The organism is Nonomuraea sp. WAC 01424, assembly GCF_003947315.1.
GTDB lineage: Bacteria > Actinomycetota > Actinomycetes > Streptosporangiales > Streptosporangiaceae > Nonomuraea > Nonomuraea spiralis.
Window position 1 is genome coordinate 425,652 of sequence record NZ_QHHZ01000009.1, and the last position, 11,840, is coordinate 437,491.

An 11,840-nucleotide genomic window follows, 5' to 3' on the forward strand; every position below is an offset into this window, starting at 1 on the left:
GCGTACGATCCGAGACGTGATCACTGCTCCACGTCTGCTCGCCGTCAGCGACCTGCACGTGCACCATCCCGAGAACCGGAAGATCGTCGAGGAGCTGCGCCCGGGGTCCGACGGCGACTGGCTGGTCGTCGCGGGCGACGTCGGCGAGCTGTCCACGGACATCGCCTGGGCGCTGAGCCTGCTGGCCGGCCGGTTCGCCAAGGTCGTCTGGGCGCCGGGCAACCACGAGCTGTGGACGCCGGCCCGCGACCCGGTGCGGCTGCGCGGCGAGGAGCGTTACCGGTACCTGGTGGAGCTCTGCCGCGACCTCGGCGTCGTGACCCCCGAGGATCCGTACCCGGTCTGGGAGGGGGCGCGCGGGCCGGTCACGGTGGCGCCGCTGTTCGTCCTGTACGACTACACCTTCCGGCCGGAGGGCGCGGCGACCAAGGAGGAGGCGCTGCGGATGGCGTACGAGTCGGGCATCGTCTGCACCGACGAGGCGCTGCTGCACCCCGACCCCCACCCGAGCAGGGACGCCTGGTGCGCGGCCCGGGTCGAGCTGACCGAGGCGCGACTGGCGGCCCGGCCGCCGGGGTTACCGACCGTGCTGGTCAACCACTATCCCCTGGTCCGCGAGCCGACGCGGGTCCTCAGGTATCCGGAGTTCGCCCAGTGGTGCGGCACCGAGCGCACCGCCCGCTGGCACCTCGACTACGACGCCGCCGTCGTCGTGTACGGCCACCTGCACATCCCGCGCCTGACCCACTACGACGGCGTGCCGTTCATGGAGGTCTCGCTCGGCTACCCCCGGGAGTGGCAACCCCGGCCGAACCCTCCGGCGCTGCCCCGCGTGATCGACGTGTGACCGACGTGTGAGCAGGCCGGACCGCCCCGGCCGTCAGCTCTCCAGGTAGCGCAGGATCGCCAGCACCCGCCTGCTGTAGCCGGCGTCGCGCGGCAGGTCGAGCTTGTCCATGATCGCGTTGACGTGCTTCTCCACCGTGGACGCCGACACGTGCAGCCGCTCGGCGATGGCCGCGTTGACCAGCCCCTGCGCCAGGTGCGCCAGAACCTCGCCCTCGCGCGGGCTCAGCCGGCTCAGCGGGTCGGCGTGGCTGGTACGGGCCAAAAGCTGCCGGACGACCTCGGGGTCGAAGGCCGTGCCGCCCGCGCGTACGCGCTCGAGCGAGTCGAGGAAGTCGGCCACCTCCGAGACCCGGTCCTTCAGCAGGTAGCCGAGCCCTTCGGCGGGCCCGGCCAGCAGGGTCGCGGCGTAGTGCTGCTCGACGTACTGGGACAGGACGAGCACGCCCACCTCCGGCCATCGTGCCCGGATCTCCAGGGCGGCCCGCAGCCCCTCGTCCTTGTGGCCGGGCGGCATGCGCACGTCGATCACCGCCACGTCGGGCCGGTGCCCGGCGACGGCGGCCAGCAGCGCGGACGCGTCGCCCACGGCCGCGACGACGTCGTGGCCGGCCTCGGCGAGCAGCCGGGTCAGGCCCTCGCGCAGCAACACGGAGTCGTCGGCCAGGATCAGCCGCACGGCGGCTCCTTCGGCAGCGTGGCGACGATCTTCGTGGGCCCGCCGGGCGGGCTGTCCACGGTGAACGTGCCGTCGAGCGCCAGGATCCGCCGGGACAGCCCGGACAGGCCGCCGCCCGCCGGGTCGGCGCCGCCCTCGCCGTCGTCGGAGACCGCCACGCTCACCGTCCGTTCGTCCTCGCCCACGACGACCAGGATGTCACGGGCGCGGGCGTGCTTGACCGCGTTGGTGATCGCCTCCCTGGTCACGAAGTACAGGGCGGTCTCGATCTCGCCGGCGGGGCGGGCCGACAGCCCGTAGTGCACGGTGACCGGCACGCCGGCGCGTTCGGCGACGCCGGCGAGGGCGGCCTTGAGGCCCAGCTCGTCCAGGGCGGTGGGGTAGACGCGCCAGGCCACGCTGCGCAGCTCGTCGAGGAGGCGGCGGGACTCGGTGTAAGCCTGGTCGACCAGCTCGACGGTCCTGGCCTGGTCGCGGCCGTGCCGGGCCCGGCCGAGCAGCATGGCCAGGGCCACGCCGCGCTGCTGGACGCCGTCGTGCAGGTCGCGTTCGATCCTGCGGCGTTCGTCGTCCACGGCCCGGACGATGCCGGAGCGGGTCGCGGTCAGCTCGGCGATGCGGCGGCGCATGAGCTCGTCGCCGCCGGGGCCGAGGAAGTGGGCGGCCAGGCGGCGTTCGAGGGCGCCCATGGCCAGGGCGAGCAGCGCGGTCACGGCCAGCAGGGCCACGCCGCCGGTCAGGCCGAGCATGCCGCCGCTGGTGACGATCTTGACGCCCGGCAGGTCGATCGGGACGGCGTCCGAACCGCCCGCGACCAGTTCCCACGCGCCGCCGGCCAGCAGCAGGCCGCCGACGAACAGGGCGACGGCGCAGCCGTACCCGCCGAGCACGCCCAGGGCGGCGCGGGCGGCGAGGTAGGCGTAACCGCCGTCACGGGTGGTGGCGGGGTGGCCGAGCCACCTGCTCAGCCGGGCGCGTTCGAGCGCCATGAGCCGGGCCAGGCCGCGCCGGGCCGCCGGGCGGGCGGCCGGGATCAGCGACGCGGGCCAGGCCACGCAGAGGAAGGCCAGCTCGACGGCGCCGAGCGCCATGCCGGCCAGCACCCCGGTCAGGGCTCTGGCCGCCCGCCTGCCCGTGGTATCCCGTTGCTCGTTGTCCCGATGGTCCGACACGGGCCCGAAGTCTAGGCGTCGCGGCGGCGCAGTACGGCGTAGCCCGCCGCCACCCCCGCCGCCGCCCAGGCCAGCAGCCATGCCAGACCCTCCCCTGCCGAGTACGGGATGGGCCCGCCGGTCATGTTGTCCACGCTGTCCATGAAGGCCAGCCCGGCGAACATCGGCATGCGCATCGAGGCGTCCAGCGCCGCCTGGCTCCCGGTCATCAGCAGCAACAGCGGCAGGCCCATGAGCAGCATGAACACCACGGTCAGTGTGCCCGCCGCGCTGCGCATCGCGGCCCCGACGCCCAGCGTCAGCACCGACACCAGAGCGAAGTACAGGCCCGCGCCCGCCAGGTCGCGTACGGCCTCCCCGAACGGCAGCACGACGAGCCCGCCGAACGCGTCGGCCTGGAGCACCGCGTAGACCGCCGCCGTCGCCACCGCGCCCGACAGGACCCCGGCGGCGAACATCACCGGCGCCACGACCAGCGCCTTGGCGGCCAGCACGACCCCGCGTACCGGCGTGGCCTGCAACGTGACCCTGATGCCGCCGGAGGAGTACTCGGCCGTGATCACCAGCATGGCCAGGGCGACCAGCGCGAACTGCACGAACGACGTCGCCGACACCACGGACTCGCTCGCGGTCACCCGTACGCCGGGCACCCGGTCGCGCACGGCGTCGGTGGCCTGGGCGGCGGCCAGGGCCACCGCGGTCAGCACCATGAGCGCCGACGCGCAGGCCAGGCACCACCACGTGGACCGGACCGACCACAACTTCCCCCATTCGGCCCAGGCCGCCTGTCCCAACGCCCTCACGCGCCCGCTCCCGTCGCCCCGTACTCCACGCTGTTCTCCGTCAGCTCGTGATAGGCCTGCTCCAGGGACGCCTCCCTGGTGCGCAGCCCGTGCAGCCTGATCCCGGCCTCGTGCGCCAGGTCGCCGACCCGTTCGATGGGGGCGCCGGTGGCGGCGACCTCGTTCTCGGCGACGCGTTCTGCGGCGATCCCGGCGGCGCGCAGGCGTCCGGCCAGATCCCCCGCGTGCGGGGTGCGGGCCAGCACGGCCGTCAGCGAGCTGCGCCCGATGACCTCGGCCAGCGGCGCGTCGGCGATCAGCCGGCCCTTGCCGATCACCACCAGGTGGTCGGCGGTGAGCTGCATCTCGCTCATCAGGTGGCTGGAGACGAACACCGTGCGGCCCTCGGCGGCCAGCGACCGCATGAGCCCGCGCACCCACCGCACCCCGTCGGGGTCGAGCCCGTTGACGGGCTCGTCGAACATCAGCACCTCCGGATCGCCGAGCAGCGCGGCGGCGATGCCGAGCCGCTGGCTCATGCCGAGCGACAGCGCCCCGGCCCGGCGACCCGCCGCGCCCGCCATCCCGACGCTCTCCAGCACCTCGCCCACCCGCCGCGTGGCGATCCCGTTGCTGCGGGCCAGCGCGGTCAGGTGCGCGCGCCCGCTGCGCCCGGGGTGCGGCGCCCGCGCGTCGAGCAGCGCGCCGACCGTCCGCAGCGGGTTGCTGATCCGGTGGTACGGCACGCCCCCGATGAGCGCCGTGCCCGCCGAGGGCCGGTCGAGCCCGAGGACGAGGCGCATCGTGGTGGACTTGCCGGCGCCGTTCGGCCCGAGGAAGCCGGTCACCGCGCCAGGCCTCAGCTCCAGTGACAGGTCGTCCACCGCCGTGCGGGCGCCGTACCGTTTGGTCAAACCCCTGAGACTGATCACGACGGTCACGCTAGGCAGCCGGCGGCCCGGCCACCATGGGGTCCGGCCGCCGACCTTGATGGCGGAAAACCGGAAGAGACCAAGTCAGAACGGCTGGCCGGGTGCCGGCTCCCGCGCCCAAACAAGGTGTTGACGTTGCCCCGCGTTGACGTCCGGCTCACTACGGTTGCCGAGCATGACCGACGACAAGAGCCGGAACCGGCGGCGGATCAGCATCGACGAAGCGGGCCTCGACAGGCGCAGGTCCGCGATCCAGGCGCTCATGGAGCAGACGCCGTCACCGGCGTCCGAGCAGGCGGGCGTCTTCGCCGAGGCGAACGCCCCGGGCGCGCCACAGGCCGACCTCGGCTGAGCCAGCCCGGCGCGGCCCCGGGTTCGGCAAAGCGGCGGCGCGTCGCGCCGCCGCCCCCGGGGCCGGGATGTCAGGCTCGCCGGGAACGAGGAGTACTGCCATGAGCAAAGCCGTACAAGGGCCCGAGGCGCATCCTCTCCTGGTCAAGCTGCTCCAGGAGGGCCACCCGGACACCATGACGTTCTGGGGCTACGTGGGCCCGCCGCACCAGGACGGCTTCGTCACGCTGTATCCCAGCCTGGAGGATCTGAACTCGGCCCTCGACATCCCGCTGAGTGGCGTCCTGCACATCGAGAACGTGCCCGAGACCATCCTGCTCTTCGGCGCGAAGGTGCTCTGGGTACGCCGGGACGCCAAGGTCGTCCGCCGGCAGGCCGGCACGGCGGAGGCGTCCCTGACCTCGGAGGTCGCCGAGGACGCCGGGGAGATCCGGACGGGCCGGCTGCACCTGCGGGTCAAGACCGAGCGCGCCGACTGCCACAGCCCCTGCATGACCTGCCGCGACTGCAGCAGCGTGTGCGTCTCGTCCTGCCGCAGGAAGTCGTCGCCGGAGTAGGGGGACCCATGATCACCGACACCTCGCTCGCCGCGCTCGACCACCAGGCGCCCTACCTCCTCGAACGGCTCGTCAAGGAGCGCGTCGCCGCGACGGAGGAGGAGGCCGGGGAGCTGTTCGCCGAGGCGAAGAAGTACCTCGTGCTCACGCAGGTCGACCGGTCGCGGATCTGGATGATGCACTCGACGCGCGTGGACGACGCCTGGCATCACTTCATCCTGTTCACCGGCCTGTACACCGAGTTCTGCCGCACCTACTTCGGCCGGTACGTCCACCACAGCCCGAGCAACGACCCCGGCGTGCGGGACGAGCCCGCCGAGGAGACCCCGGTGGCCACGTTCGCCGAGTTCCGCGACCGCTACGAGGAGCTCTTCGGCTGCCCGCTCCCCGACGTCTGGTACGACCACCGCACCGTCACGCTGACCCGCCGCGTGCTGAACGACCGCGCCGGGCTGCTGACCACCCGCCGCGACGGGAACCAGGTCGAGCTGCTCTCCCCGTCGGGCGAGCCGCTGGTGGGCGCCAACATGATCGCCTCGCCCGCGCTGGAGTTCGTGGCCCGCACCGGCGCCTTCTACGTCAGGGAGCTGCCCGGCGGCCTGACCGGGGAGGAGCGGGTCGCCCTGGCCGAGGTGCTGATCGAGCAGCGCATCCTCAAGGTGAGCGGCTAGCGGCGGCGTGACCTACGCCTCCCTGCGGGCGGGGCGGGGGCCCAACTCGCTCGTCGTCGAGGCGCTGGGCGTGCTCGGCGGCGTCCGCGGGCGCGCGCTGGACGTCGGCGCGGGCCCGCTCAACGACACCCGCTTCCTGCTGGAGCTGGGCTTCTCGGTCGAGGCCGTGGACACCGACCCGTGCACACTCGCGCTGGCGGCGGCATGGCGGCATCCGCGGCTGCGGGTCGTGCACGCCGACGTACGTGACGTGCCGGTCGCGGCAGGAGCCTACTCGTTCATGGTCGCGATCCACGTCCTGCCCTTCCTGCCCAGGGCCGACGTACGCCGGGTGGCGGCCGCGCTGGCCGGCGGCCTGGCCGCGGGCGGCGTGTTGTGCTGCACCTTCTTCGGTCCCGAGGACGCCTGGGCGGGGCGGCCGGGACGCACGTTCCTGCGCGCTCCCGAGGCGGGCGCGCTGTTCCCCCGGCTGGAGCCGGTCGTCCTGCGTGAGGACCGCTACGACGGCATCGACGCCAGGGACGAGCCCAAACACTGGCACGTGGTGCGCTGCGTCTTCCGCAGGCCCGCCGGGTCAGCCTGACGCCGCGAGGGTCAGGAAACCCTCCTCGACCAGGCGGCGTACGAGGGCGAGGCCGTCCTCCCCGGGCAGGCCGGCCGCCGTGAAGGGCTCGCCGTCCGCCATGCGCAGGAAGGCCGCCTCGTGCCGGGCCGGGAGGCTCAGCCGTTTGCCGTGGAAGGGGAGGACCAGCGTGCCGGCGTCCCGTCTGGTCTCCCAGCGCAGGCCGGGGCGGCGCCGTACGGCGGTGCCCGCGTCGAGTCCGGCCAGGCCCGCGAGGTCGAGCAGGTGGCCGCCCAGCCGGTCGCCCTCGGCGAGCAGCGCCATGTCCACGGCGTCGTCGGCCAGCCTGTCGGGGGTGAGGACGGCTCCCAGGCGGGCGGTCAGCTCCCGGACGCGCTCCCGCGTGGCGGCCCGGCCGCCGGTCGTACGGGCGAAGCCGAAGGGCAGCGGCTCCTGGAAGGCGGGGTCGTCGGCGACGGCCGCCTCGCACCCGGCCAGCAGCACGTCGGCCCAGGTGAGGGGATGGACGCCGACGCTCAGGTGCAGGGACGTGCCGTGCGCCGAGGCGGCCTCGTGCGGCAGTCCGCGCGGCAGGTAGAGCAGGTCCCCCTCGCACAGGTCGAACTCCTGGCGGGCGTCCTGGTGGATTCTCCAGCGTTTGGACCCGGCCACCTGCAACACGAACACGTCGTGGGAGTCGCGGTGGACGTCGAAGCCGCGCGCCCGCGGCGGTGTGAGGTAGGCGTTGACCCGGCACTCCGCGCTGAACTCGCCCGCCAGCCGGCGGCACAGCTCCCGCAGCGGCGGCCAGCGGTCGTGGACCGAGGGCATGATCAGGGTCGAGCCGTCGCGGTAGCGGGCGTAGAGGTCCTCCAGCCCGGCCGCGCCGCCGTCGGCGCGGCCGTCGCGGACCACGCGCACGGCCCCGGCGTGCAGGCCGGAGCCGGACAGGAGCTCGTCGAAGCGGGCCAGCGAGAACAGCTCGCGGTAGTGGCCGGGCGACCGCCTGCGCAGCAGGAGATGCCGCCGCCCCCGGTGGTCGCGCAGGAACTCCTCGCGGGACACCGGGCCGAGCAGCCAGTCGGTGGCGGGCGTGACGTCCGCGCCGTCCCGCTCGTCGATCATCATCTCCGGTCCGTACCCGTGGCGTCCGCGCGCCACGCCCCGGGCCGCGCGGCGGCGGCCCGGGAAGGCGCGTCAGTCGGTGCCGAACTCCATCGCGGCGCGGTCGAGCAGCTCGTCGTCCTCGGCGACCTCGCCGCGCGAGGCGATGGCCTCGGCGCCGCCCTGCGGCATCGCGCCGATGAGGCCGGTCGAGGCCGCCTGGGCGGCGCCGATGAGCGCGGGGTGGGTGGTGCCGACCATGCCGAGCGTGGCGTACTGCTCCAGCTTGGCGCGCGAGTCGGCGATGTCCAGGTTGCGCATGGTGAGCTGGCCGATGCGGTCGACCGGGCCGAACGCGGAGTCCTCGGTGCGCTCCATCGACAGCTTGTCGGGGTGGTAGCTGAAGGCGGGGCCGGTGGTGTCGAGGATCGAGTAGTCCTCGCCGCGCCGCAGGCGCAGGGTGACCTCGCCGGTGATCGCCGTGCCGACCCAGCGCTGCAGCGACTCGCGCAGCATGAGCGCCTGCGGGTCGAGCCAGCGGCCCTCGTACATGAGCCGGCCGAGCCGCCGGCCCTCGTTGTGGTACGTGGCCAGCGTGTCCTCGTTGTGGATGGCGTTGACCAGCCGCTCGTAGGCGGCGTGCAGCAGCGCCATGCCGGGGGCCTCGTAGATGCCGCGGCTCTTGGCCTCGATGATGCGGTTCTCGATCTGGTCGGACATGCCCAGGCCGTGCCGGCCGCCGATCGCGTTGGCCTCCATCACCAGGTCGACCGGGGAGCCGAACTCCTTGCCGTCGATCGTCACCGGGCGGCCCTGGTCGAAGCCGATGGTGACGTCCTCGGGCAGGATCTCGACCTCGGGGTCCCAGAAGCGCACGCCCATGATCGGGTCGACGGTCTCGACGCCGGTGTCGAGGTGTTCCAGGGTCTTGGCCTCGTGGGTGGCGCCCCAGATGTTGGCGTCGGTCGAGTACGCCTTCTCGGTGCTGTCGCGGTAGGGCAGCCCGTGGGCGAGCAGCCACTCCGACATCTCCTTGCGCCCGCCGAGCTCGGAGACGAAGTCGGCGTCGAGCCAGGGCTTGTAGATGCGCAGGTGGGGGTTGGCCAGCAGGCCGTAGCGGTAGAACCGCTCGATGTCGTTGCCCTTGAACGTCGAGCCGTCGCCCCAGATCTGCACCTGGTCCTCGAGCATGGCCCGCACCAGCAGGGTCCCGGTGACGGCGCGGCCGAGCGGGGTGGTGTTGAAGTAGGCCCGCCCGCCCGAGCGGATGTGGAACGCGCCGCAGGTGAGCGCGGCCAGGCCCTCCTCGACCAGCGCGGCGCGGCAGTCGACCAGGCGCGCGAGCTCGGCCCCGTAGGCCAGCGCGCGGCTGGGCACCGAGGCGATGTCGGGCTCGTCGTACTGGCCGATGTCGGCGGTGTAGGTGCACGGGACGGCGCCCTTGTCGCGCATCCACGCGACGGCCACCGAGGTGTCGAGACCGCCGGAGAAGGCGATGCCGACCCGCTCGCCGGTGGGCAGGGAGGTGAGAACCTTGGACATGGATAAGATTATGCATTGCAACGCATGGTCATGCAAAGCCATCCGCTCATCCGCCTGCCGGACAGTCCCCGGCGGACACCGCGCCCGCGGTGTTTTCCCAGGGAGGCTGGACAACAGGGCGGGGACGTGATCTGACGGAGGAAGGACCGCGACGATCACGAACAGGAGCACCGGGACATGAGCGACAAGCCGCGACTGCATTCCGCCGGCCCGACCCACCTTGACCGTGCCCGCGACCTGCGCCCGCTGATCGAGCGCGAGGCCGCCGAGGCCGAGGCGCTGGGCAGGCTCACCGACCCCGTCGTGGAGGCCCTGCACGAGGCCGGGCTCTTCGGCATCTGGCTGCCCGCCCCGCTGGGCGGCGCGGAGTTGTCCCCGGCGGAGCTGCTCGCCGTCTTCGAGGAGCTGTCCTACGCCGACGCCTCGACCGGCTGGGTCGTCATGGCCACCACCCTGGAGAACGGCACGGGCGGCGCCTACCTGGGCGACGAGGCCGTGGAACACATCTTCCGCGGCCCCCGGACGCCGCTGTTCGCGGGCCAGGGCACCCGGCCGGGCACCGCCGTGCGCGAGGACGGCGGCTTCCGGCTGAGCGGCCGGTGGAGCTTCGCCTCGGCCATGCCGCACGCCCAGTACGTGCACAGCCTGGGCGTCGTGGAGGGCACCGGCGAGGAACGCATCTTCATCACCCCGGTCGAGGCGGCCGAGCCGCTCGGCAACTGGGACGTCCTGGGCCTGCGCGCGACGGGCAGCATCGACTACGCCATCGACGACGTGTTCGTGCCGGAGTCCCGGACGCACCTGTTCAGCCAGGACGAGCCGCTGCGCGGCGGCGCGATCTACCGGCTCGGCCTGCTCGACCAGGCGCTGATCTGCCACTCGGCCTGGGCGCTCGGCGTCGGCCGCCGCCTGCTGGACGAGCTGGGCCGCCACGTGACGGCCCGCGCCGGGCGGCCCGGCCAGCTCGCCGCGAGCGAGGCCTTCCACACCGGCTTCGCCCGCGCCGAGGCGGCCCACCGCGCCGCGCACGCCCTGGTCCGCCAGACGTGGGACGACGTCGAAGCCACCCTGGACGCGGGCGGCACGCTGTCCACCCGCCAGGAGACGATGGTACGGCTCGCGCTCAACCACGCCACCTCGACGCTCACGGAGGTGGCCGGGTTCGTCTACGCCTCGGGCGGCACCGGCGCGCTGCGCGACGGCCTGATCCAGCGCCTGTTCCGGGACGCGCACGCCGGAGCCCAGCACATCACCTCGGGCCCGCAGGTGCTGCGGGAGTGCGGGCGCGAGCTGGCCGGGCTGGCCCAGGGCGAGGAATGGGCGGTCTTCGCCCTGGAACCCTGAGCCCGGCCGACGGAACGGGCCGGGCCGGTGGTGCGGGTCCGGCCGATGGTGTGAGTGCGGTCAGTGCCGGCGGGAGACCTGGGCGGTGTGCAGGGCGTCGGCGGTGGCGATCTTGTGGTTGCGGGCGGCCTGCTCGATCACCCCGGCCTCGGCGTCGTTCTCGATCAGGCCCAGCAGGCGGTCATGCTCCTCCACCGACTTGCGCGCCCGCCCCGGCACGTACGTGAAGCTGGAGCGGCGCATGTGGTCGAGCCGCGCCCACTCCGACTCCAGCAGGGCGTTGAGGTGCTCGTCGGGGCAGTGGCGGTAGAGCGAGAAGTGGAACTCGCGGTTGAGCGCGGTGAAGGAGGTCGGGTCGAACTCCTCCAGCGCCTCCTTCATCCGCTCGTTGATCTCGCGCGACTCCTGGATCTTGGCCGCGTCCATGTGGGGGGCGCAGATGGCCGTGGCGTAGCCCTCCAGCCGGGCCAGCACGTTGAGGGTGTGCTCGACCTGTACGGAGTCGAAGACGGCGACCCGGGCGCCGATGTTGCGCACGACCTCGACCAGCCCGTCGGACTGGAGGCGGCGCACGGCCTCGCGCAGCGGGATCGTGCTCACGCCGGTCTCCCTGGCGAGCTGGTCCATGACCAGCCGGTAGCCGGGGCCGTACGTGCCGTCGAGGATGCGGGCCCGCAGCAGGTCGTAGCTGATCTCGGCCTTGGAGCCCTTGGGCCGCTTGGCCTGGGCCGGTTTTCTCGTGCTGCTCACCATCACCCCTGCAGGACCTTCACGACGGCCTCGCGCAGGCCCGCGCCCGCCAGAGCCTCGACGTGACCACCCGGAACTCTCACCAGCTCCGCCCCCGGAGTCAGCTCGACAATACGCTCGATGCCCGCTGTCATCCCATCATCTTGCCCGACGACGAACACGGGCGGCAGCTTTCCCGACCACGAGCGTGCCGTGAAAGGCGTCTCACGCAGCCCTTCCACGCACAGGGCGCGGCCGGGCGTGCGGGCCAGGCCCGCGATCATCGCGGTGAAAGGGTCGGAGGGCTGCTCCCCGTGCGTCACGGCCCGCGCGATCGCCGGCGCGTGCGCCTCGGCGGCCGTCGCGGGATCGGGGCTGGACCCGTGTCCGGGCAGGTCGGGCACGATCACCGTGTGGCCGAAGGCGGCCAGCATCGCGGCGGTGCCGGTGTCGATCCAGTCGCGCTGCCCGTCGGAGCCGAAGCCGTGGAGCAGGACGACGACGGGACCGCCGGGCGGACGGGGGTCGAGCCGCCGGGAGAACAGCCCCGCCATAGAACCTCCGTCTGT

At 73.4% G+C, this 11,840-nt stretch carries 14 protein-coding genes; 6 read left to right on the plus strand and 8 right to left on the minus strand.

Features of this window, described 5'->3' with window-relative positions; genetic code table 11:
* Positions 1-19: 19 nt before the first annotated feature.
* Complete coding sequence (locus DMB42_RS26305) at positions 20-847, plus strand: metallophosphoesterase (RefSeq protein WP_221762345.1); 828 nt, start codon at positions 20-22, stop codon at positions 845-847.
* Positions 848-880: 33 nt separating this feature from the next.
* On the opposite strand, the gene DMB42_RS26310 is transcribed toward DMB42_RS26305, so the two are convergent.
* From DMB42_RS26310 to DMB42_RS26325, 4 genes are read right to left on the minus strand one after another with little or no spacing between them, the layout of a single operon-like run.
* Positions 881-1,525: a response regulator transcription factor gene (locus DMB42_RS26310; protein ID WP_125637671.1), complete on the minus strand. Its 645-nt coding sequence runs from the start codon at positions 1,523-1,525 to the stop codon at positions 881-883.
* Positions 1,516-2,697, minus strand: coding sequence for a sensor histidine kinase (locus DMB42_RS26315; protein WP_260477951.1), 1,182 nt, complete (start codon positions 2,695-2,697; stop codon positions 1,516-1,518). The genes DMB42_RS26310 and DMB42_RS26315 overlap by 10 nt, the downstream gene beginning before the upstream one ends.
* A gap of 11 nt (positions 2,698-2,708) precedes the next feature.
* Positions 2,709-3,500, minus strand: coding sequence for an ABC transporter permease (locus DMB42_RS26320; RefSeq protein WP_125637673.1), 792 nt, complete (start codon positions 3,498-3,500; stop codon positions 2,709-2,711).
* A complete protein-coding gene (locus DMB42_RS26325; RefSeq protein WP_125637674.1) occupies positions 3,497-4,411 on the minus strand; it encodes an ATP-binding cassette domain-containing protein in 915 nt (304 codons plus the stop codon). The genes DMB42_RS26320 and DMB42_RS26325 overlap by 4 nt, the downstream gene beginning before the upstream one ends.
* 175 nt (positions 4,412-4,586) lie before the next feature.
* Here DMB42_RS26325 and DMB42_RS53420 point away from each other — a divergent pair, with 175 nt between their 5' ends.
* The 4 genes from DMB42_RS53420 to DMB42_RS26340 all read left to right on the plus strand — a co-directional run bounded on the left by DMB42_RS53420 (position 4,587) and on the right by DMB42_RS26340 (position 6,573).
* The gene (locus DMB42_RS53420) at positions 4,587-4,763 is read left to right on the plus strand and encodes a hypothetical protein (RefSeq protein WP_185844866.1); all 177 of its coding nucleotides are present in this window, start codon (positions 4,587-4,589) and stop codon (positions 4,761-4,763) included.
* Positions 4,764-4,863: 100 nt separating this feature from the next.
* Positions 4,864-5,319, plus strand: a complete 456-nt coding sequence (locus DMB42_RS26330) for a hypothetical protein (protein ID WP_125637675.1) — start codon at positions 4,864-4,866, stop codon at positions 5,317-5,319.
* An 8-nt stretch (positions 5,320-5,327) separates the two neighbouring features.
* Positions 5,328-5,990, plus strand: coding sequence for a hypothetical protein (locus DMB42_RS26335; RefSeq protein ID WP_125637676.1), 663 nt, complete (start codon positions 5,328-5,330; stop codon positions 5,988-5,990).
* Between the two features lie 7 nt (positions 5,991-5,997).
* Positions 5,998-6,573 (plus strand): bifunctional 2-polyprenyl-6-hydroxyphenol methylase/3-demethylubiquinol 3-O-methyltransferase UbiG, encoded by a 576-nt coding sequence (locus DMB42_RS26340; protein WP_125637677.1) that lies wholly within the window; start codon positions 5,998-6,000, stop codon positions 6,571-6,573.
* Here the strand turns inward: DMB42_RS26340 and DMB42_RS26345 are convergent.
* Entirely contained in the window at positions 6,565-7,680 is a 1,116-nt protein-coding gene (locus DMB42_RS26345) for a cupin domain-containing protein (RefSeq protein WP_125637678.1), read from the minus strand. The two genes, DMB42_RS26340 and DMB42_RS26345, sit on opposite strands and share 9 nt — an antisense overlap.
* A gap of 69 nt (positions 7,681-7,749) precedes the next feature.
* Entirely contained in the window at positions 7,750-9,198 is a 1,449-nt protein-coding gene (gene argG / locus DMB42_RS26350) for an argininosuccinate synthase (RefSeq protein ID WP_125637679.1), read from the minus strand.
* 177 nt (positions 9,199-9,375) lie between these two features.
* Between argG and DMB42_RS26355 the strand changes: the two genes are divergently transcribed.
* Entirely contained in the window at positions 9,376-10,542 is a 1,167-nt protein-coding gene (locus tag DMB42_RS26355; protein WP_125637680.1) for an acyl-CoA dehydrogenase family protein, read from the plus strand.
* A 60-nt stretch (positions 10,543-10,602) separates the two neighbouring features.
* Here the strand turns inward: DMB42_RS26355 and DMB42_RS26360 are convergent, their stop codons facing one another.
* Positions 10,603-11,292: a GntR family transcriptional regulator gene (locus DMB42_RS26360; protein WP_125637681.1), complete on the minus strand. Its 690-nt coding sequence runs from the start codon at positions 11,290-11,292 to the stop codon at positions 10,603-10,605.
* A 2-nt stretch (positions 11,293-11,294) separates the two neighbouring features.
* On the minus strand, positions 11,295-11,825 hold the full coding sequence (locus DMB42_RS26365) for an alpha/beta fold hydrolase (protein WP_125637682.1): 531 nt from the start codon (positions 11,823-11,825) through the stop codon (positions 11,295-11,297).
* Between the last annotated feature and the right edge of the window lie 15 nt (positions 11,826-11,840).

What these genes read in the sequence shown, in the direction of transcription:
- argG (WP_125637679.1), bottom strand. Translation starts at nt 9,198, where the DNA reads ATGTCCAAGGTTCTCACCTCCCTGCCCACCGGCGAGCGGGTCGGCATC.
- DMB42_RS26345 (WP_125637678.1), bottom strand. Translation starts at nt 7,680, where the DNA reads ATGATGATCGACGAGCGGGACGGCGCGGACGTCACGCCCGCCACCGAC.
- DMB42_RS26355 (WP_125637680.1), top strand. Translation starts at nt 9,376, where the DNA reads ATGAGCGACAAGCCGCGACTGCATTCCGCCGGCCCGACCCACCTTGAC.
- DMB42_RS26365 (WP_125637682.1), bottom strand. Translation starts at nt 11,825, where the DNA reads ATGGCGGGGCTGTTCTCCCGGCGGCTCGACCCCCGTCCGCCCGGCGGT.
- DMB42_RS26330 (WP_125637675.1), top strand. Translation starts at nt 4,864, where the DNA reads ATGAGCAAAGCCGTACAAGGGCCCGAGGCGCATCCTCTCCTGGTCAAG.
- DMB42_RS26335 (WP_125637676.1), top strand. Translation starts at nt 5,328, where the DNA reads ATGATCACCGACACCTCGCTCGCCGCGCTCGACCACCAGGCGCCCTAC.
- DMB42_RS53420 (WP_185844866.1), top strand. Translation starts at nt 4,587, where the DNA reads ATGACCGACGACAAGAGCCGGAACCGGCGGCGGATCAGCATCGACGAA.